Origin of the sequence: Fictibacillus sp. NRS-1165 (assembly GCF_050468105.1) — a bacterium.
In the GTDB taxonomy this organism is placed as follows: domain Bacteria; phylum Bacillota; class Bacilli; order Bacillales; family Fictibacillaceae; genus Fictibacillus_C; species Fictibacillus_C terrinigri.
On the sequence record NZ_JBDPNU010000052.1, the window covers coordinates 31,988 to 52,985 of the forward strand.

At 38.2% G+C, this 20,998-nt stretch carries 16 protein-coding genes and 2 pseudogenes; 13 read left to right on the forward strand and 5 right to left on the reverse strand.

Annotation, left to right across the window (positions count from 1 at the left end):
- The 4 genes from ABHN01_RS20715 to ABHN01_RS20730 all read left to right on the forward strand — a co-directional run bounded on the left by ABHN01_RS20715 (nt 1) and on the right by ABHN01_RS20730 (nt 6,203).
- Complete coding sequence (locus ABHN01_RS20715; RefSeq protein ID WP_429877085.1) at nt 1-312, forward strand: PTS fructose transporter subunit IIB; 312 nt, start codon at nt 1-3, stop codon at nt 310-312.
- 25 nt (nt 313-337) lie between these two features.
- Entirely contained in the window at nt 338-1,357 is a 1,020-nt protein-coding gene (locus ABHN01_RS20720; RefSeq protein WP_290398937.1) for a PTS fructose transporter subunit IIC, read from the forward strand.
- 78 nt (nt 1,358-1,435) lie between these two features.
- The gene (locus ABHN01_RS20725; RefSeq protein WP_429877086.1) at nt 1,436-4,075 is read left to right on the forward strand and encodes a glycoside hydrolase family 38 C-terminal domain-containing protein; all 2,640 of its coding nucleotides are present in this window, start codon (nt 1,436-1,438) and stop codon (nt 4,073-4,075) included.
- A 148-nt stretch (nt 4,076-4,223) separates the two neighbouring features.
- Nucleotides 4,224-6,203, forward strand: a complete 1,980-nt coding sequence (locus ABHN01_RS20730) for a BglG family transcription antiterminator (RefSeq protein ID WP_429877087.1) — start codon at nt 4,224-4,226, stop codon at nt 6,201-6,203.
- Nucleotides 6,204-6,588: 385 nt separating this feature from the next.
- On the opposite strand, the pseudogene ABHN01_RS20735 reads toward ABHN01_RS20730, so the two are convergent.
- A pseudogene (locus ABHN01_RS20735) lies at nt 6,589-6,799 on the reverse strand (transposase); the annotation flags it as partial.
- A gap of 32 nt (nt 6,800-6,831) precedes the next feature.
- On the opposite strand from ABHN01_RS20735, the gene ABHN01_RS20740 reads away from it, so the two are divergent.
- From ABHN01_RS20740 to ABHN01_RS20750, 3 genes are all read left to right on the forward strand, one after another.
- The gene (locus tag ABHN01_RS20740; RefSeq protein WP_429877106.1) at nt 6,832-7,035 is read left to right on the forward strand and encodes a YitT family protein; all 204 of its coding nucleotides are present in this window, start codon (nt 6,832-6,834) and stop codon (nt 7,033-7,035) included.
- A 164-nt stretch (nt 7,036-7,199) separates the two neighbouring features.
- On the forward strand, nt 7,200-7,529 hold the full coding sequence (locus tag ABHN01_RS20745) for a YmaF family protein (RefSeq protein WP_429877088.1): 330 nt from the start codon (nt 7,200-7,202) through the stop codon (nt 7,527-7,529).
- Nucleotides 7,530-8,832: 1,303 nt separating this feature from the next.
- Nucleotides 8,833-9,003 (forward strand): STAS domain-containing protein, encoded by a 171-nt coding sequence (locus tag ABHN01_RS20750; RefSeq protein WP_429877107.1) that lies wholly within the window; start codon nt 8,833-8,835, stop codon nt 9,001-9,003.
- Between the two features lie 391 nt (nt 9,004-9,394).
- Here ABHN01_RS20750 and ABHN01_RS20755 read toward each other — a convergent pair whose 3' ends face one another.
- Nucleotides 9,395-11,050: a hypothetical protein gene (locus ABHN01_RS20755; RefSeq protein ID WP_429877089.1), complete on the reverse strand. Its 1,656-nt coding sequence runs from the start codon at nt 11,048-11,050 to the stop codon at nt 9,395-9,397.
- Between the two features lie 411 nt (nt 11,051-11,461).
- On the opposite strand from ABHN01_RS20755, the gene ABHN01_RS20760 reads away from it, so the two are divergent.
- Nucleotides 11,462-12,574, forward strand: coding sequence for a polysaccharide deacetylase family protein (locus ABHN01_RS20760; protein WP_429877090.1), 1,113 nt, complete (start codon nt 11,462-11,464; stop codon nt 12,572-12,574).
- Nucleotides 12,575-12,583: 9 nt separating this feature from the next.
- A pseudogene (locus ABHN01_RS20765) lies at nt 12,584-13,121 on the forward strand (transposase); the annotation flags it as partial.
- 355 nt (nt 13,122-13,476) lie between these two features.
- Here the strand turns inward: ABHN01_RS20765 and ABHN01_RS20770 are convergent.
- The 3 genes from ABHN01_RS20770 to ABHN01_RS20780 are packed head-to-tail and all read right to left on the reverse strand — an operon-like array spanning nt 13,477 to nt 15,647.
- The gene (locus ABHN01_RS20770) at nt 13,477-14,895 is read right to left on the reverse strand and encodes a PQQ-dependent sugar dehydrogenase (RefSeq protein ID WP_429877091.1); all 1,419 of its coding nucleotides are present in this window, start codon (nt 14,893-14,895) and stop codon (nt 13,477-13,479) included.
- Between the two features lie 30 nt (nt 14,896-14,925).
- On the reverse strand, nt 14,926-15,387 hold the full coding sequence (locus ABHN01_RS20775; protein WP_429877108.1) for a LysR family transcriptional regulator substrate-binding protein: 462 nt from the start codon (nt 15,385-15,387) through the stop codon (nt 14,926-14,928).
- Nucleotides 15,339-15,647: a LysR substrate-binding domain-containing protein gene (locus ABHN01_RS20780; protein ID WP_429877092.1), complete on the reverse strand. Its 309-nt coding sequence runs from the start codon at nt 15,645-15,647 to the stop codon at nt 15,339-15,341. Before ABHN01_RS20780 ends, ABHN01_RS20775 begins: the two co-directional genes overlap by 49 nt.
- Before the next feature lie 513 nt (nt 15,648-16,160).
- On the opposite strand from ABHN01_RS20780, the gene ABHN01_RS20785 reads away from it, so the two are divergent.
- The 4 genes from ABHN01_RS20785 to ABHN01_RS20800 all read left to right on the forward strand — a co-directional run bounded on the left by ABHN01_RS20785 (nt 16,161) and on the right by ABHN01_RS20800 (nt 20,722).
- Nucleotides 16,161-16,379: a hypothetical protein gene (locus tag ABHN01_RS20785; protein WP_429877093.1), complete on the forward strand. Its 219-nt coding sequence runs from the start codon at nt 16,161-16,163 to the stop codon at nt 16,377-16,379.
- A gap of 298 nt (nt 16,380-16,677) precedes the next feature.
- Complete coding sequence (locus ABHN01_RS20790) at nt 16,678-17,259, forward strand: TetR/AcrR family transcriptional regulator (RefSeq protein WP_429877094.1); 582 nt, start codon at nt 16,678-16,680, stop codon at nt 17,257-17,259.
- Between the two features lie 554 nt (nt 17,260-17,813).
- On the forward strand, nt 17,814-19,061 hold the full coding sequence (locus ABHN01_RS20795) for an MFS transporter (protein ID WP_429877095.1): 1,248 nt from the start codon (nt 17,814-17,816) through the stop codon (nt 19,059-19,061).
- Between the two features lie 1,223 nt (nt 19,062-20,284).
- A complete protein-coding gene (locus ABHN01_RS20800) occupies nt 20,285-20,722 on the forward strand; it encodes a YybH family protein (protein ID WP_429877096.1) in 438 nt (145 codons plus the stop codon).
- Nucleotides 20,723-20,998: the final 276 nt, after the last annotated feature.

The window sequence follows — 20,998 nt, forward strand, 5'->3', positions numbered from 1 at the left end:
ATGAAAATGATCGCTGTTACAGCTTGTCCAGCTGGAGTCGCACATACACATATGGCTGCTGCGGCCTTAGAAGCTTCTGCTAAAAAAATGGGTTTAAAAATTAAGGTTGAAAAGCAAGGTGCGATGGGAATTGAAAACGCCATCAAAGAAAAAGAAGTCTCAGAAGCTGAAGCACTTATTCTTGCGGTAGATACCGCCATTGCAAAGTCTGATCGATTTAATAATATCCCGACTATTAAAGTTTCAGTGGCAGAGGCGGTAAAAAATCCTCAAGGATTAATAAATCAGGCTATCGAGCTTGCAAAGAAATAATCGTTGTTAGGAAAGGAAGGTCACTATGAAAAAGGTGCTAGAAGAAGCAAAAACACATCTAATGACCGGTGTTTCATATATGCTGCCTTTCGTAGTAGCGGGGGGATTGTTACTTACGATCGGATTACTGCTTGGCGGTGGAGAACAAGAAACAGGCTACGCTAAAAAAATAGTAGAAACCGGTACTCTCATTTTCTCTCTTATGGTCCCAGTTATGGCGGGTTATATGTCATACTCGATTGCTGACAGGCCGGGTATTGCACCTGGAATGGTAGGTGGTTTGATTGCAAATGAAATCGGAGCAGGCTTTTTAGGCGGGATTGTTGCAGGTTTCCTTGCGGGTTATATCGTAGAGGGACTAAAAAAAATGCCTATGCATAGATATTTTGCTCAATTAAAACCAATCATTGTTATTCCTTTATTGGGCGCAGGAAGTGTTGCGTTATTAATGTATATTATAGGTCAGCCGATTGCTGCACTTTCAAAAGAATTAACCGCTTGGTTAACTTCATTAAGCGGCGGGAACTTATTAATTCTTGGGCTCATTATAGGTGCTATGATGGCGTTTGATATGGGAGGACCTGTTAATAAAGTAGCATTTGCTTTCTGTGTAGGTATGTTGAAAGATGGTGTATATGCTCCAATGGCGGCTTGTTGGATCGGAATCATGACACCGCCTATTGGTTTAGCACTTGCAACCAGACTAGCTCCAAAGAAATTTACGTTAGCAGAAAGACAAAGTGCGCTTCCAAGTACATTCATGGGAGCAACAGGAATAACGGAGGGGGCTATTCCATTTGCAGTAAGTGACCCACTGCGTGTTATTCCATCGATTGTCATTGGTTCAGCGGTTGGCGGCGGGTTAGCGCTTTCATTAGGTGCAAAAGCCCCAGTCCCAAGTGGCGGTGTATTCGTACTGCCATTCTTCACAAAACCCATTATGTTCTTAATTGCTTTTACAGCTGCAATCCTTGTAACGGCTTTTATAGTAGCTGCCTTAAAGAATAATATTGAAGAAGAAATGCCGATTACAGAAGAAGCGTAAATCATAAATTTAGTCTGAGAGGGGGGATCTAAATCATGGGTTCCCCTTGTTTTTCATTATAATAATGGAGGCATCTAAATGAACTTTCATGTTATTTCCCACACTCACTGGGATCGAGAGTGGCACCAAACCTATCAACAATATCGTGTAAAGCTTGTACGGTTTATGGATGAGTTAATTCAATTGCTGGACAATAGTCCAAAGTATACATCGTTCATGTTGGACGGACAAACGATTGTATTAGAGGATTATTTAGAGATCAAGCCTAATCAACGTGAATCAATAGCAAGGCTGGTTAGAGAAGGCCGATTACTCATTGGACCGTGGTATATCCAACCGGATGAGTTTATTCCGAGCGGGGAATCTCTTATTCGTAACTTGTTAATTGGTCAGCAAATCGCTAATGAGTTCGGAATGGCCATGAAAATTGGCTATCTTCCAGATTCCTTCGGACAGGCTGCACAAATTCCTCAGGTATTAAATGGATTTGGTATTCATCACGCACTGTTTTGGCGTGGTATTACAAACGAGGAAACAGAGAAAACAGAATTCTGGTGGGAAGGACCGGATGGGTCAAAGGTGTTTACAACCCATTTGCCATTAGGCTATGGAAATGGAAGAATGCTTTCTGCTAACCTCGATCAAAATTTGAAAATCATTGATGATAATATGAATGATTTAAATAAAATGCTTACGTCCCCTAATCTGTTATTAATGTGTGGCTTTGACCAAAGAAGTGCAGTGAAAGAGCTTCCGGAAATCGTTGAAGAATTGAATCGTCATTTTTCTTCTCAAGGTTTAGATTATTCGATAAAAATCAGCCAGCTCATGGATTACTTTACAGCGGTAAAGAAAGAAACAGAAAACCTGGAAACCATTGCGGGAGAATTTAGAAAAGGTAAAAATATGCGCGTTCATGTAAGTATCGCATCAACCCGCTTGGACTTGAAAAAGGAAAACTTTGAAGTTCAAAACTTATATGAAAAGTACCTGGAACCTCTTAATTCAATGTCTCTTCTTCTAGGCAACAGTTACGACAATGCAATAATCAATAAGGGATGGAAATATACACTTCAAAACCATGCGCATGATTCCATTTGCAATGTTTGCACAGATGCTACGCATAAGGAAATGGAATTAAGGTATCAATTTGCTAAGCAAATCGGGCAGACTCTTCAAAATGACACAACGGCAGATCTGATTGATAAAATCCAATTTGATTACAACAAAGGCAACCCCCTTGTTGTGTTTAACACATTGGGTCACAAAAGAAGCAATATTGCAGATGCTGTTCTTCAATTAAAATCAAAGCATTTTGCCATTACGGATTCTGCAGGAAATCACGTTCCTTATCAAATTGTTGAAACCAAGCAAGAAAACTTAAACGATAAACAAATTGAGATTGGCGTAAAGAACGAAGATCACTTTGTATGGACGACCCATATAAAGTTCCTTGCAGAAATGAATGGCTTCGGTTATAAAACATTCTATCTCAAAGAGAATGAATCCACTGAGCATGATTCGTCTCTTGTTTATCAAGACGGTGTATTTTCAAATGATTATTTTCAAGCAGAAGTTCAACCAAATGGATCCCTTACCGTTACAGAACATTCAACAGGAAGGATATTTTCTAGCCTCAATGTATTCGAAGAGGGTGGGAATGCGGGAGATGAATATGATTTTTCTCCGCCTAGGGAAGATGAAATCATAACAACAAAGGACTCTGCTCCTGAGATATCAGTCGTTCATAATGGTCCTGTTTTTGCTACCGTAAGGATCGTTCATACTCTGCATTTTCCTGTGGATTCGGATGTTAACGGGCGTTCAAAGGAATTCAGAGTGTCCACGATTGAAAGCTTTGTCACGGTAAACCGTCATGGGGACAGAATAGATATAAGAACAGTTATAGATAACACGGTGAAAAATCATAGAATTCGTGCCCTTTTTGAAACAGGGCTTAAGGCAGGCACTCATATCGCTGATCAACAATTCGGAACCATTCGCCGTGATAATGTTCTGCCTCAAGTAGAATATTGGGAAGGAGAAAACTGGGAGGAAAAGTATTATCCAATCTATCCTCAACAAAAATTTGTCGATGTCTCAGATGAAAAAAATGGGCTTTCTATTTTTAATAAAGGACTGCCTCAATATGAGATACTGAGTGGACAACAACCAACAATTGCACTTACCTTACTTTGTGGAACAGATTATATGGGTAACCAGGACCTAGTGGACCGCCCCGGAAGAAGATCAGGACTTCATGTTGAAACACCAGATAGCAGTCTGATAGGAAAGTATGAAATGGAGTATTCCATCGTTCCGTATTCCGGCGGCAGTACCAGGGCGGAAATTGGAAGGAAGTCTAACGAATATGTAGCTCCATTATTAGCGATTCCGGTCTATCATCAGTCTGAAACAGCAATGGTTAAAGATCAGAATGAATTCTTTAAAATTGATAACCCGCATATGGCTATCAGTGCTGTAAAAAAATGCGAAAATGATGACAGTATCATTGTACGAATATATAATACAACCGATCAGGTACTTCCGTTGGTAAAGGCTTCTGTAAACCCGGAATTCTTCAATAAAATTGAACTGGTGGATTTAAATGAGATTCTTATTTCTGAAGCAGATGAACGAATTCAATTGAATCATAACGAGATCGAAATAAACGATGTTGCGAGTAATGAAATTTTTACCTTGAAAATAAGTAAATAACGTCATCAAAAAGGGTGATTCCTTGATAAAGAGTAAAAGCACTCCTTTCAGGGCGTCCTTTTAATGTATGGCATTTTTTTATCTAGCATGAAAAGCAAGTCAGATGCAATAATAGGAAGGATATCTGCTAAGAAAGGGGGGACACTTTTTGGATTTTTTAAACAATCGTCTAAAAGAAATAATTAAAGAATTACTAGCAAACGAAGAGCCTGTCACAAGCGGATACTTATCAAAGGTATTGGGGGTCACATCACGGACGATAAGAAATGATATATCTGCTTTAAATCATGAGTTGAAAAAAATCGGTGTGAAAATAGATGCTCAAAGAGGAATTGGCTACTTTATACAACCGATCCCCGACAAGAAAATCAGAGAATTAATTGAAGAATTGTTCCAGTTAAATCAACCATCGGAAACACAAACCCTGCCTATTTTACCCGAAGAAAGAGTTCTGTACATTTTAAAAAACATCATTATGGCTGATGATTTTATAACAATTGAGCAATTAGCCAGCGAATTATTTGTAAGTAAATCAACGGTAGACAACGATTTAAAACAAGTAGAAAAGCTATTGAGTAAATTTGACGTCTCCATTTATAAAAAACCAAACTATGGAATAAAAATAGCAGGAAGTGAGATGAACATTCGTTTTTGTTTATCAGATTGTTTGGCCAATATTAAAAATGAGCAAACAAAAACAGTGGAAAATAACAACCATTTTTTGGCCGAAGGAATAGATATTGATTTAATTGAAAACATCACAAAACAACATATTCAGCAGCTGCCTTTTAATATAGCAGAAATGCCGTTGAATAACTTAATTATGCATATTGCGATTGGAATACAACGCATAAAAAAGGGGAAAAACGTTGAACTTGATAAATTGGAGCTTAATCATCTAGAAGAAGAGAAAGAATACGTTGTGGCATCCAATATCGTAAAGTCATTGGAAAGGGAATTCTCCATAAACATTCCGGATGAGGAAATCGCGTATATTACCATTCACCTACTCGGAGCAAAACGGTTTCGGGATGGAAATATATTACGAGATGATTTTATTGAATTAATCGGAAAAAGTAATTATCAACTAGTGATAGATATTCTAGACGAGATAAACACAGTATATCGGATTGATTTAATGGACGATAAAGAACTTATTTATGGATTGGGATTGCATTTACGATCAGCTATGAACCGAATGAGATATAAAATGAACCTTCGAAATCCGATGTTGAAAGAAATCAAAAAAAACTACCCTTTTGCTTTTGAATTAGCCGTTGTTGCTTCTGACATCATTCTGAGAGAACACCAAATGAAAATAAATGAAGATGAGATTGGATACATTGCTGTTCATTTAGCTGCAGCAATTGAAAGTATAAAAAATAAGAAAAAGCGTAAGGTAAGGCGAGTAGCCATTGTTTGTGCTTCAGGTATGGGAACAGCCAAGCTTCTAGCTGCAAGCATTGAAAGTGAGTTTCCAGGATTAAATATTGTCGGAACGTATCCTTCTTATTCCTTAAAGGATATTGAAAATCAAGATGTTGATTTAATCTTAAGTACAGTTCCAGTAAAAGAAGAACGAACGATCCCGATTCTGCATATTAACGCATTATTAACAGAAAAAGACGTGGATATGGTCAATAACTATATTTCACGAAGGTTTTTAAATGATGACCAAGAGAAATCGTTTGAAAAACTCCTGAATTTATTTAGTGAAGAATTGTTTTTCCCGGAGATTGAAGAAGAAGAACCGGCAGCCATTATTAAATCTATGGCTAGCGCATTAAATAGGAAGGGATATGTAGATGATTCCTACCTGGATTCTGTTCTTGAACGGGAAGATATATCACCTACTTCAATTGGCAATTTAGTAGCTATTCCACATCCGGTAAAACAAAATGCACTCGATTCATGCATTGCGATTGGGATTCTAAAAAAACCGGTGCAATGGGGAGGGAACCACGTCCAATTAGTGTTTCTCCTCGCTTTAAATGAAAAAGACAAGGAAGAATTCAGCACCCTTTTTGACCGGCTCTGGAAGGTAGTTCATAATAAGAATTTGGTTGAGGAATTTTGCAAAACCTCTAGCTTTACTGTAGTGATGACTAAATTAGGAAAAATTAAATAATGATAGTTAAGTTTAATTTTATCGCCGCGGGCTGGGTGTTAAAAAAAATCGGCGAAATTGTTATTTGCCGTACTGATGTTTAGTCGATTGTCTGCCAGAAAGTAAATCCTATAAAGGGTTTGAGATGTACGGAGTTACCAGCAGTAAGATAATACTCTCCTAATCAAGAAAAAACAAGGTGAATAAAAGCCATCTCTTCGTAAAGTGTACCCCATGTAAAGGGCATTTTAAAAAAGGCTAGGCCCTTTAAAGAGATGATCTCTGTATTCAACGAGGGCACTGAAAAACTTATGTTTTTAATTAATTATGTCACTTCATAAAAAATAGGCACCTTCTTGAACGTTATCGTCCTAAGAAAGTGCCTATTTTCATTTACTTTTACTATTTATTTTTCTTTTAAAAGCGTAATGATTCGCTTCAAATTGACGGCGAATATTGTTGTTGCACCTTGTATTTCCATACCAAATAGACCCGCAGATGATGCCATATCATACCCGTGTCCATGTTTAAATTCACTATTTTTTGCTTCAATTTTAACGTGAACTTGCGAGTTCTTTAAACTCTTCACTGTTTTGGAATGCTTCCTGTTCCTTATGTACCCTGTAGGTAACATATCAGTCCTGGGGGAATTGACTTACTAGCATTGATTTTTTCGAAATTATTTTCTATAAATGTTGGAATGGCTTTGTTAATATTAGATGCCATTATTATATTTATTGGAATCTTAACCCTTAGAGATGAAAGACTAATATATTCTTTGACAATCGTTATAATAGTTGGATTAACTGCAACAATTATAACATCAATAAAAAGTATTAAGATATACGTGTAGAATGAAATATCAACCTCCCAAGGTGGTGTCGAGATGGCCTCTAACTTATGCTCTTAATTACTGGTTTGGTGGAAAAGTTGCTTGTGTACATCAAGATTGGAGTTATACTTGTTTAATTTGTTACATATATATTCAGAAGTAATTCAAGAAAGAGGAGGGGTTCTGTGCACGAGCATGATATTGAACAAATAGAATGGAATGACAGAGTTCTTCATCGACATCAATATGCCACGGAAACGACGATAAATAACGGACATTCGCACAACGTTCAGGGAACAACAACGCCAGTAAATAACACCATTGCTCATGTTCATTACTATGAGGGAAAAACCACTTTTGCAGATGGGCATGTTCATGGGTTTTCAGGAGACACAGGACCTGCTGTCCATCTGAGCGATGGGACACATTATCATGAGTTTTCTGGAACAACCACCTTTAATAATGGACACGTACATTATTACTCGGGAAGGACAGGAAGGAACATTAGCCCTTAAATTTTAAAAATCTAAGGGCTTTTTTATTGCTGAAGAACTCCCTTAAAGTGCGAGGTTACTGAATTTTTCATTGCTGTAGATTAATTCTGATCCATGTTCCAAGAAGCATATGAACTAAACCGATCTAAAGACCTAGAATTTTTCAGGATAAAAATTTTTTGCTAGTTGTTCTATGGCACTTGGACCCCTGATACCTTCCGCAGCTGCAGACAATGGAAGCACTACAAACCGTTCTTCTTTTATTGCTTTGACACCACTAAGTGCATGGTGATTTAATAAAAAGTTCTTTTTTTGTTCAAGAGTTGTTTCTCCTTAATCGATAATAACAATAATGTCAGGATTGCGATTTAAAACTTCCTCCCAAGAAACGCTAGACCAGCCTTTTTCAATATCCAAAAACATTAGATCCGCCAGCTAATGTTATCATTTCATTTAATATGGTTATTTCGGTATAGCTTTGTTTAACTTTAAAACTTTGTAGATTCGTATGTGAACGAATTTTTCTTTTCTGATGAAATAGTAATTGTTGAAGGGGATACTCATCAAACTTTGAGAATGCGATTGGTATTTGTGATGTATCAAACGAAAAAAGACGCAAACAGACTTCTGACGGTGAAAAGAATATGAGGAATTATTTGATTTATTGATAAAGCAAAAAAGTTATGAAGAAACCGAGGAGAAGAAGAGAAAAGAGGAAAGAGGAAGTGGATGCTCATCAATAACAACTTAAAGATTGAGCTAACTGATCTCATTTCTTGTTACTCTTATCTTAAGTACCTAATATTTTAATTAAATTTCTGTCTTTTTTGCAATACACAGATGATGATGATAATCGAAGAAATGACGAGAAAAACTGAGTTTGTATCCACATAGGATAGAGAGCCGAGAAAACCTACGAAAATGAAAGTTGTTACGAAAAACAGTTCTTTATAGGAATTATGTTTTATAGTAGTTGAAGAGCTAAGAGTAAGTCCGATATACGCAATCTAGGAGGCTATTTAAGGCGTTGTTTAGAGACTACGAATGCACCACCAAACACCTCCTAATCCTAAATGCATCTCACATTTTTTGTGAGGTGCATTTACACTAATATTTAAATGAATTAAATGAATGTTTGCTTACTGGAGGAAATAATAATCTTAAAATTCAGCACGAAACGTCTCAAGGCACACATTATGTAAAACTAGTTGGAGAAATCCATTCTTACACAGCACCAAAGTTAAAAGAAGTACTCGAACCGATGTCAGTTCAGAAAGAGCAAGCCATTGTGATCGATCTTCAGCAAATTTGATTTTTCGACAGCATTGGGGTAAAGGTTTTTCGAGGGGCACTTAAATCGACAAACAGAAACCACAGTACTTTATTAATCAAAGGCATGCCGTACCGTGTCCGGCGGCTTTTCAAGGCAACCGGGCTCTTGGATCTAATGGAATTTGGCAATCAAACAAATGGAGAAGAAAAGGGTCTGGCGTAACAATAGCCAGATCTTAGAACTTCGGTGCCTCCGAATTCAGCAAGCGGATTCAATCTGTTTTATCGGAAAAGTATGGAACGAATTCCAATTGAATAAAGGGTTTCGGAGATAGAAAATATTTTGCATTTCTAATTTAAGAACCTTATTGCGGGTAGTGACAGCTTCGCTGGTACTACCCCATCAAAGAAGTTAGCTCTAGATAACACCTTGAAGTAGCAGCATGGGTAATCCAGACGAAACACATGAAAACGAATGTTGAACCAACGGAGAAAAAAGCCGATCGCCAGTGAATCACCAGCGATCAGCTAAATTTTAGTCACAAATATAAAGGCTTGTCCATGATTTTTAATAAAACACCGCTTCACCTCGTCATAACTTTTTAGAATAAACGCTATACAGCAGAATAATATTCCTTAAGTTCCTTAATCAAGGCCTCCCAGGCTTCAGCCTGATCAACAGATATTCCCTTTCCTTTTAAGGAAGCAATCTGGCTTTGTAAACTGTCAAGACCTTGAATTGCCCTGTCATTTTGTTCTTCAAAGTGGTAGGTCATGATGGCTGTTGCCTTTTTAAGAAGGCTGCTTTTTGTTGAAGATTCAACATTTGAAGAGTAAATGGAAGAATACAATTCATACGTTGCATAGGAAACCTTGATGTGATTATATGCACGCTCGCGTCTCTGCTCATCATATTGCAAGATCTCACCGATGATACCCGAATAGTTAGATGAGAAATTCCAGCTGCTGGTGTCGGCAAAGTTTGGGTTGTTTACGGTAAAACCAACTGGCTGCAAGGCATCAAACCCTGCATACGTCCAGAAATTACTTACTCCCTTCCTCTCATAAAAACGGAAAGTTATATTCGCCCAGGATTTTCCAGTCAGATACGGTTTCAGATCTACAGTAACTGGTTTCCAAAGTAGGTCGGGAACTATTTCAGCAGTATCCTGTTCCCAGACCACCTTGCCATCAACCAGCAGCTGTTTTTTATGGTAACCGGAGACGTCTGCTCCAAGGTTCATGGTCTGGAACGTTAATGAATAGTTGTCGGAGTTATTCACCTGCACTCGCTGGGATGCCTGCGTGTAATTACCAGCAGAACTTGGGACGCCACTTCCGATAAAAAAGTTTAAATATCCTTTATCGTCATATGCCTTATCGTCGGTTGGTTCAGGTTCAAAGTTCTTTTTGAGGACATAGGAGATGGTTCCCTTGATTTTTCCCTGCTTCATATTCTTCAACGCAATTTGAGTCGCTTCTCTTATATAGTTTGCCGATGGATTTGCAGGAGTGTTCGACAATTGAGAGGCATAGATCATCCAATATAACGGCAGATTATATTTGCTGAGCAGGCTAAATGCTGCATCGATTTGTTCCTGTTCTGACGCATATACCTGTGTATTCCGGTAGACGCCATCTCTGAAGGCTATGATCACACCATCAATATATGCTCCACGTGTCTGAAGAAAAGATTCATTCAATGACTCGAAATACATGAGAGGAGTAAAAAATAGGTCAGGATTAATTGCTTCTGACGTTTTCTTCATTTGGTCCATATACTCCGGGGTGAATTTGTTAAGATTATGATTAAAATCATCGATAGCCCAACCGATCACATTTGGATATTGAACAGATAATTTTGCTATTTCTCTGGACCATGCAAGGTAATCAGTGGTGTAAGGGTAGGATTTTCGCTCACCAGTGGATTCAGTTGGGGGAACAACATAGACAACCACATTGATTCCGGCCTTTTGGGCAGCAGGTAAAAATTCATTTCTCAGGTCATCCCAGTCTGTTTTTTCATCCCAAATCAGAAAATAATAGGTGTTGATATGTAACTCCTTCATCTTCTCAATGGAAAGGGGTGTATCAATGTGGTAGATTCCATCAGAACGAGGAGAGGTTTCGCGAGCAACCCCCGCATAATCTCCAAGAATGTTTCCTGGTTTTACCGCTTCTGCTGCATCAGCTGATTTAGGTGCGGCAAACCCAGTGAAAACGCTGATAAAAAAGGATGTTAGCAGAAAATAAAACCCCAATCTTTTCATAATCTTTCCTCCTGTTTTCTTCGATTAATAGGCATCAAATTTGTACCCCTTTCTACGTAAAATTTAGGAGAAAAAGGTGTTAACGAGTAGTTTTCTAAACATGAATGTCATCGCCTATTTACAATGTCTAATTGTAAGCGAGGAATGAGATAGGTACCATTACAATCGAATTAAAAGTATGTAAATAAAAGTTACTCAGATCAAATTTTCGAATGACGCCCTCCATTCTGCACAATGACCCGAAAAGAAGACTTACTGGGTTTTAGTACCTTTTACGCATTGTCGCTCTTATTTTCTTCCCTTTCTTTCACGGTCAAAAAAAGATCCATTTGTCGAAAAATACTACTGAGGACTCGGAGAGGGATAACATTTTTGTCGAGATTAGTTCATAACTCCTAGGAGGGACAGCATGTGAAGAAAATTGGTTCTTTATTAGCAATATGCTTAGTAAGTCAACTCACGGTTAGCCATCTTGCATCCGCTGCATCTTATACCGTTCAACCAGGTGATACCGTTAAGAAAATTTCCGACAAATATCATACGTCTCAAGATCGGATTGTAAACCTAAACAAATTATTCTCTACTGGTCTCGCAGAAGGACAGCGCTTAGAGATCCCCAATCCAAATCAGCATAGTGTACAAGCAGGAGACACCATTTCGAAACTGTCAAGTAAATATGGTGTTTCGACATCGAAAATGAAACGAGCCAACCCTCAGATTAAGGATTATCATCCCGGGCAAAAATTGAACGTGGGGCAAAACTTGAACGTGCCTATGAAACAAACAACCGGGTATTATATGGGGAATACCAGTAAGAAACAAATCGCCCTTACGTTTGATGACGGACCGGATAACCGCTATACTCCGCAAATTTTAAAAATCTTAAAAGAAAAAGGTGTTAAAGCTACTTTCTTTGTGATCGGAGAGCAGGCAAAACAACATCCTGAAGTACTGAAACAAATTCATAGAGAAGGTCATGTGATTGGGAATCATACGTGGAATCACCAGAATGTACCGCAGCTAACAGATCAGGAATTAGAGAAAGATGTCCAGGCCACAAGCGAAGAAATTGAAAAAGTTACAGGTGCTAAAACCCATTTATTCCGGCCGCCAATGGGAGAAATCAACGATCACCAGGTAAGTATGCTTAATAAACAAGGCTACCGTTCGATTATATGGACAGCAGATACTAAGGATTGGGAAGGTGTACCTGCTGAACAAATTGTATCAGCAGTCAACAAGGACGCGGCTCCTGGAGTTATTGCTCTTCAGCATTCCTATCATGCATCCGGGAAATTTGAAACGGTAAAAGCTTTGCCTGAAATTATTGACCAATTACGTGCAAAAGGGTACAAATTTGTTACCGTTCCAACACTGATAGACGATATAGACGAAAATGAGGCAACCTTAGACACACCTGGAAACGGAGAAGATGAAACAGGATGGCGAGCAACCGTTCAGAAAATACGAGACATCATAGAAGACTTTAAAGAAACAATAAATCAGCTAGTGAAGAAGGAGTAACCTGTAGGTAAAAAGGTTCGCAAAAAACGTGGCCGTGCCAAAATTCTCGCTTCGATCGTTGTCGGATTGGGTCCTGACGAGGAAAGCGGAAAGGAAGTCCAAGCTCGGATTATCTTTGTCCGCGATCGGAATCGGTCAAATAATTGGTTAGCCTTACTTACCACTAATCTCGACCATACAGATGAGGACGCGATCCGCATCTACGATAAACGTTGGGCCATCGAATGCTTCTTCAAAGTGGCCAAGTCCCACCTGCGATTGGCGAAGGAGTGTCAATCGCGTAGCTACGACACCTTGACTGCGCATACGACCATTGTTTCCGCTACATGATGTTAGCTATGAGTTCGCGTGAAGAACAAGACCCTAAACCATAGGTCAACTCTTTTACGTGTGCTGTGATGAAGTAGAGGATATTCGTTTCACCGAAGCTCTCTTAACCATTCTGGAATTACTGGGAGCCACATTAGCTGAAGAATACCTTCTAACGAATGAACAAATCCAACAGTTTCTGGATCGTTTTTTCAATAAGCTACCAGTTTTTTTGTGAAATCCGCTCCTTTCTCAAGGCGTAACAACATAGTTTAACCTCAATTTTCCCTTTTGGGTTGAGGTTGATTTACCATGTCCGAAAGTTGAGTTAAGTACAAAAGGGAGAAGCTCAATGATCGCGATCTTTGCAAGGGTAAATATGCCGGAGCAGGAAAAAAGGGCTTCAGCTTTTAGAAAAGTCCACTTATTTTACGTAATTGTGTACCCCTGCAGGGCTAAAACTTGTTTCGTTTCCCTAGCCCTACTGCTTCAAACGAGGGAGTATGCTTGCACTCTTGTTTGTTTTATATTTCGATTCAACTTAATCCAAGAAGGATTTTATCTGGTATTAAGTTGAATATTATAGTTATGAATCATGGAACAATTTCAAAAACAGTACCTTGGTTAAAATCAGTCACTTTCATAGAGCCATAAACCCCTAAATATAGTCTGGTCTGATCCAGATTCGTTCCCAAAGTAACGTAATAAGCTGATTGAGACCCAAAATTATAATCTGTTTTAATAACACTAAAATCATTTAGTTTACCATCTGTTCTTACCTTGGTATAAGCTAAAACCCCTCTAGCCGGAGATTGAGATTCCTGGGCAAGATCGGTAAACACAACGCTTCCCTTTAAATCGGGGATTCCATTCCCCATATATGGCTGGACTCCTGTAAGTGCAGTTCCTCCAAACTTATCGGGTCGGGGATCTTTATGAAAATAACTAGTTAAAGGCTGTAGACGCCTCACTGAAGTTTTTATTGCTTCATTGTAATAAGCAATAGTTTTCTCATCCAAGGTCGGATTTGCAGAGCAGCCCCTTAAAATAGAAGTAGGGAAATCACCTTCCCACCCTCGCCAGCCAAAGTTAATATAGTCTTCTTGGACAGGTTCAATTGAATAAGCTTGAATAAGCTGAGTAACCGGTATTGGTCTAAAATGCACGAATGCAAAAATCGACTCTGCCAAATCCTGTCCGACATTTCCCACATATTTGACATACTCATTATAAAACCTTTGAAATGAAATGCCTGGTATATTGCGAACCCCTTTGGCAATTACTGTAAGCGTTTCCTGAATAGGTGCAGGAAGTTCATTAAAACGTGTGACTACGGGTGGATTATAGATAAATGTATTCTTAACTACATCAATTTCAATTATTTTACCGGCTATTTCCATATCATCTTGGCTTAAATTAAATGGATCATAGCCAGATCCTCCATCTCCGGTTGTTAAAACAAGTTTTCCTGTTTCAGGTGAAAAGTTTAAGCTATTAACACCATTATGATTTAAAAATGGTCTTCTCAAGTTAAGTAATGTCCGTCGTTTTTGAGGTTGACCATTCGGTTGTAAAATCCATTCTTCAACTGTATCGATATGATCATATTGAGTTTCTCTATTTATCCACTTCAGGTTTAAGGTTCTTGGATCACACGGGTTAGGATGAAAAGGTTCAGGAAGAGCACCTGGACCTTGTGTTCCAGCCACAGAAAAATGAAGATAAAACAGACCGTTGTAATAAAATTCGGGATGAAACGCCAGCCCTAGCAATCCGCGTTCATCATATCCACCACCAGAAACCCCTAGTTCAGAAGCACCTAGTTTTATGATTCGCGGGCGAATATCTAAAAAAGTCCTTACACTTGAGTTTCCTATGTAAAAGATCTCTCCTACCTGGGTTGCTATAAATAATCTTTCAATTGTGTCACCCGGAAGTATAGTTGTTTTCAAAACAGTGGGTAAATTTAACTTACTCACAATGGGCCGTAAACTAACCTTAACGTTTTTCAACTAACTATACACTCCTTCTGATTTTTTCTTTTATAAGAATATGATTGGAACCGTTCTATTAGTACAAAATAAGCGCTGCGGAAACTGACAAGGCATTGCACCATATCTTTGGATCATTCCGACAAAGTTTTGAGCAACTTTTGATAAGCAAAGATTCTTCAGCCATATTAATCCGACTGGGGAAGACATCTCAGCTAAATTGGAAATGTTAAGCACCGTCTCCGGAAGGATCGATGCGCAAAAATCAGATGAGATTAACTCCATCAAAAGAGTAATGTCGGAACAATCACCAATCATGTTGGGTTGTATTTGTAACCGAGAAAATGCCTCCAAAATCAAATATAGTACTCCTAATCCCTCGGTGCTTGGTAAAAGGAGTGGATAGTCTTCGATTTCAGCAAGCGAAACTTCTTGACCAAATTCCTTCTGTTTTTTGGATGTAATTAAGTAAAACGGTTCTGCATGGAGATGAAGAATTGAAAAATCGTCCAGTCAAATGGCAATCTGATGATCGCCATTTCTACTACCCGGTCTCTCACTAATTTACAAAGATGAGAGGATTCATTTTGTTGAATTTTATAAGTAACCTTTGAATGTTGTTTTTTAAATTGATGAAGTATTTCAGTTAACTCAGTAACCGAAAACGTATTGATGCCTATCATCAACGTTTCGTTTACCCTGTTTTCGACTCCTTTTACTTTTATTTTATCCTCTTCCATTAACTGGGTCATTTGCAAGGCATATTTATACAAGGTTTTTCCTGCTTCCGTTTCTTCGAAAAATTCAATGAAATTGACGATCCTTTCATGAACAAAAAATTAGGTAATAACGGAGAAATCATTGACGTAGAGATGAGATTGGAACTAAAGAATCTATTGGACGCCTTGTTTCGAGAAATAAATGAGAATTTTGTAGGAACTTAGGCTAAGAGGGATTCGATATCAAGATGAACAAAGAGTTTACAATATTGGCTTAGGGGAGCTCAGATTATATTGAAAATGTAATATACTTTTATTTAAAGAGTAATCATTGTTCGATTAACGCATGCGTTAATTCAAGAATGATAATAAATAATTCGGGTTAGTGGACCCATTCCGCCCTGGACCAAAGCCTCCAAACTTAGAAGTTTAAAAACTGGATTTAGGTAATCTATTGTAAATTAAATATAGATTGTGAAGAATTGTACTAACACTAACGGGCAGGATAGTTAAATAATCCCCTGTGACAAAATAAATATAAATAAAAACGACCAAGGGGAATAAAAAATGTCTGAATCTAGCATGAAAATAAAAAAATTATTGTATGACGATGATGATATTTTCTTTGAATTGAATGTAGATTTTTCTTCTGGTAATTGCAACTTAAACATTAACATCTATACAGATAATGAAGAATTAGAAAAATTGCGAAAAGGAGTAGTGGAATTTTCGAACTTTAAACAAAAGGAATTTTTATGGACTACTAGGGAAGATATAGAATATTAAGTAATTTTCTATCTATGAGATTTTTTTATAGGGTAATCGAGGATATGTAGGAATTGAAGTAACTGCTGATAATAAAAAAGAAAGTCCTTATAGTGTTCGTGCGACTCCAGCTGCCATTTTCGTGGTCTTTTTTTATTGAACTAACATGGCAGTTTAAGTACAAAAATTCACAATCTTTCTTGGGGAAAAAGAAAAAGGACGACTTTCTTCTTGAAGTATTGCACCCGTTAGTATTCTTAAAATAATACTGGACTGTTCGGTTCGAAAATGGTAAAATCTTCTTAAAGGAGGGATGGCATTGGGACGTCAAAAGGAATTTATTCGTGAAGAGGCACTCAGGGCTGCTATGGAGACCTTTTGGAGTAAAGGGTACGAGGGAACGAGCATTCCCGACTTAATGCACAATATGGGGATTAGCCGTTCCAGCCTTTATGAAACCTTCGGTGACAAGCAATCTTTGCTTAATGAAGCGGTGAAATATTATTCTCGATTGGTGGGTGAGAGAAAACGAAGCATCTTGGTGAATGCGATGACGGTGAAGCAAGGGTTAACGGTCTATTTTCGTTATCATATGGAAATGGCTTTAGCCGAAAACTGGCCAGGTGGCTGTTTGATTACTAATTTGTCTATTTACCAAGATTATCTGGATGATGAAACGAAGGCCCTCATACAAGATAGGTCGGAAACACTGGAAGAGGCATTTTATAATCTCCTGGAGAAGGGTAAGGAAACTGGCGAGCTTAGACCGACCTTGAATAGTCGGAAAATCGCTCGTTTATTGTTATCCATAAATCATGGCATAAACGTTGTTGCGCGCGTCAAACGAGATAAGAGTCTCCTTGAGGACATTTCAGAGAGCATTGTCAACCTTTTAGCTTAATTTGTAACTGTGTGCATATTTCGGACTGTTCGATTCAATAAAGTTTGAAGAGTTATAGCTTGAATGTTTTAATCCAGTTATGTAGTCACAGTCATTAAGTTGTGACATTTATGGACCGACCAGTCTCGAAAGAGATAGGTTATTCCATATGGAATAACCGGTGTACATTACACATCAGTTTGCTGCTCTCGTGATTGAAATGATTTGTTAAGAAAGGGGACTAATGCTAGCATTGGCTTGGATTTACCAGATGAACATCTATGTAAATTGATCCGAGACGGTTTCGAGGAATTGAACAGGCTTTTTATGAGCTTCTCAGTAATGGACAGCAGACGGGAGAAATTGACCACAAGAAAGATATTAAGGCTCTATCACACCTATTGCTTAATCTTAATCATGCATCAACATAGTATCCAAGGTGAAAACCGACAAAAAAAATTATTTATGACAAGATGAATACAGTAATTGAGATGCTATAAACAATTTTTTTTTAATATTATTGGACCGACCATTCCAATAATATTACTTATATAACAAGTTAGGGAGAGTGTTCTATGAATTCAATCGCAAAACAAAAAATGGAGAAACCTGTATCGTCGTGGGTTACACTCATTCTGGCCATCGCTTGCGGTGTGATCGCTGCTAATCTCTATTATGCACAACCTTTAGTAGGCCTCATCAGCTCTTCACTCGGACTATCCTCCGTGGCAGCGGGCCTCATCGTCACGCTGACTCAAATTGGTTACGGATTCGGATTGTTATTTATCGTTCCTTTGGGAGATATCCTTGAAAACCGAAAACTTGTTGCTGCGTTATTGTTCCTCACTGCAATCGTGTTGGCTATTGCTTCAGTAGTCAAAAGCGCATCGCTATTTCTTGCAGTTTCATTGTTTATCGGGCTGGGCTCAGTAGCAGCTCAGGTACTCGTACCGTACGCAGCTCATCTTTCGCCGGATGCCACACGCGGCCGCAATGTTGGTAATGTCATGAGTGGTTTGTTACTCGGTATCATGCTCGCTCGTCCAGTATCAAGTATTGTGGCGGAGTTTATGGGCTGGCGGACTATATTTGCTTTATCCGCTGCAATGATTTTTGTTCTTGCCCTGGTATTAGTAAAGTTGCTTCCTATAAGGCAGCCGATGACAACGACACAATATCCAACGCTGCTGAGTTCTATGTTCCTTTTACTCAAAACGACACCTGTCCTGCAACGTAGAGCAATCTATCATTCTTGTGTGTTTGGAACTTTTAGTTTGTTCTGGACAACTGTTCCTTTGCTACTAACTAGTCCTATTTTCCACTTTTCTCAAAAAGAAGTTGCACTGTTCGCATTGGTTGGAGTATCTGGGGCGGTAGCTGCACCAGTGGCAGGCCGTCTTGCCGATAGAGGTTGGATTCGACCAGCCACGGGAATAGCATTAGCTTTAGTAACCATTTCTGGCATTCTACCCCTTGTAAGCCAAAGCGGTTCAACTTCCGCATTAGTAATCTTGGTAGTTTCGGCCATTCTTTTAGACATTGGAGTTTCTGCAAATATGGTCCTTGGTCAACGGGCTATTTTCTCATTGGGGGCAGAATTTCGAAGCCGGCTTAATGGTTTATACATGGCAATCTTTTTTGCCGGTGGTGCCATAGGCTCTGCAACAGGAGGTTGGGCATACGCGATGGGTGGCTGGAAAGCTGCATTGTTGATTGGAATAGCTTTACCGGCCATTGCGATAATTTATTATACGACGGAGAAAAAAGAAATTGAACTAACGGAGAACGATACCGAAATAATGGAAAATTCACCTCTTAGTTAGGTTGCTTAATTCAGGGTACCTACATTTATCCTTCTAAAAAAATGTAGAAGAGTTTGTGAAACGATATACTTAAACAAACGGGTGCGCTAGCTGAAGATCGGAGCTGTCTTTAAGGCGGCTTTTTCTTATGGAACTAAAGGGGCAGGTTTGTTGAATATGTAAGATGAATAATTGTACTCAAACTAATGGATGTAAGTGTCCTATATATGCTTTTTATCTCTGATTTTTTGTAATGGATACCCTGACTTCTTCCAGACATATAAGACTCCTTGTTTGAAGGACGTAAAGGTCTTCGCACCAATAAAAATTTGATCCCTAACAATAGATTGGGCAAGCTCGGGTTTGATTCCGACATAGATAGGTTCTACACCCATTAAGCAAAGTGCAGTTTGCATCTGTTGCAGGCGAGATGCGGTTTCAGGCTTAAGTCCTTCGTTAACCCCTGATAAATCAAAAAGGACGTCATTAATTTGATGATTGGCACAGTATTTTAATACTTTGCTCTCAATATGATTTATTCGGTCTTCCGTGATTTTCCCGAGAAGGGGAACAAGGATTGAAGTATCATTAGCAAGTGGAATAATAGGGCTTTCTAATTCCTTAATTTGTTCGTTTCTTTCCTGGATGGCGTTGTCAAATTCGGTAAGGTCTTTCCAAGTAAGAATATAACCCAGCTTTTCCCCTGCTTCAGAGGTTAAGGTGTTGACAACGATATTGGATTTAAATCGTTGAAATAAAGTTATAGTAGTGGAATGAGGAAAGTACCCATTTTACATATATTCCAACGATTTTTGACTATGAAATCTAGAGATGTTTTGCCCTATAAAATCTTCTGGGTTATCAATATTGACAAAAGGTCCAATTACTTTAAGGAGTTCTTTGGCAGATTGGTTAATCCATACGATTTCATACTCAGCATTGGTAATTAATATATTTTCACCAACCTTATCAAGTAGCGTTGGAATGTTTGTTTGACTAAAAAGTTCAATAGTTATGGCAAACCTCTCCTTTATTCATTATAGAACAAGTATAATTGAGACAATAAAGTATTACAATTTTCAAAATTCAAGCAAATATTAATATAATAACTAAAGGGCAGGATTGTTTAATAAGAGTTTGGAAATAAAGGAAGAATATGTATTTAGCTACAACATTATGTTAAACTCCACTATATATTATCTCATTATTTTATATTATCAAAAAATTACGAGGGAGGTTATAGTATGAATGATGGATTTACAAAGGTTCAGGACGTTATAAAAAATTATAAGTCTGCCGTTTATGAACAGGATGTTGAGAAGTTTGTATCAGCATACGCAACTAACATTCAAGTTTATGATTGTTGGGAAGACTGGGAGTATAAAGGTATTTCGAAGTGGAAGGAAGCTGTGAATGGTTGGTTCAACCACTTGAAAGAGGGAGGTGTTCAACTCAAAGTAGAGTTGAATGATTTAGTTGTTGAAGAAAATGCGGGACTTGCCTTCATATATAGTAATATGTCTTTAATAGCTTACAATGGGTCTGAAGAGAAACTACGCCAGATTACTAATAGATTTACATTTGGATTAAAAAAGGAAAAAAATTCTTGGAAAATAATACATCAACATTCATCATTACCAATCAGTATGGAAACGGGAAAATGCATTTCTAACTTAAAGTAATAAGCAGAACTAACTAAAATATAATCATTCCTTAAATTAAAGTCGGGCGACATCAATAAACTTCTAAAAGAAACGGTTCCATCACTCATCGATGATTAATTTGATAAGGAAGAGCTTCCCCATCCCATACAGAGAAAGAAAGGGAAAGTGGATGATGGTGTGCAATCAAACTTTATCCTACCTAACGAGAAGGAATCTAAGGGAACAACAGTTAAGGAACCTAATGAGTTTAATTCAAATAATTAATAAAGCAGTAATGGGACTTCCATTGCTTCC

What these genes read in the sequence shown, in the direction of transcription:
- ABHN01_RS20755 (WP_429877089.1), bottom strand. Translation starts at nt 11,050, where the DNA reads ATGAAAAGATTGGGGTTTTATTTTCTGCTAACATCCTTTTTTATCAGC.
- ABHN01_RS20715 (WP_429877085.1), top strand. Translation starts at nt 1, where the DNA reads ATGAAAATGATCGCTGTTACAGCTTGTCCAGCTGGAGTCGCACATACA.
- ABHN01_RS20800 (WP_429877096.1), top strand. Translation starts at nt 20,285, where the DNA reads ATGAATGATGGATTTACAAAGGTTCAGGACGTTATAAAAAATTATAAG.
- ABHN01_RS20785 (WP_429877093.1), top strand. Translation starts at nt 16,161, where the DNA reads ATGTCTGAATCTAGCATGAAAATAAAAAAATTATTGTATGACGATGAT.
- ABHN01_RS20725 (WP_429877086.1), top strand. Translation starts at nt 1,436, where the DNA reads ATGAACTTTCATGTTATTTCCCACACTCACTGGGATCGAGAGTGGCAC.
- ABHN01_RS20720 (WP_290398937.1), top strand. Translation starts at nt 338, where the DNA reads ATGAAAAAGGTGCTAGAAGAAGCAAAAACACATCTAATGACCGGTGTT.
- ABHN01_RS20795 (WP_429877095.1), top strand. Translation starts at nt 17,814, where the DNA reads ATGAATTCAATCGCAAAACAAAAAATGGAGAAACCTGTATCGTCGTGG.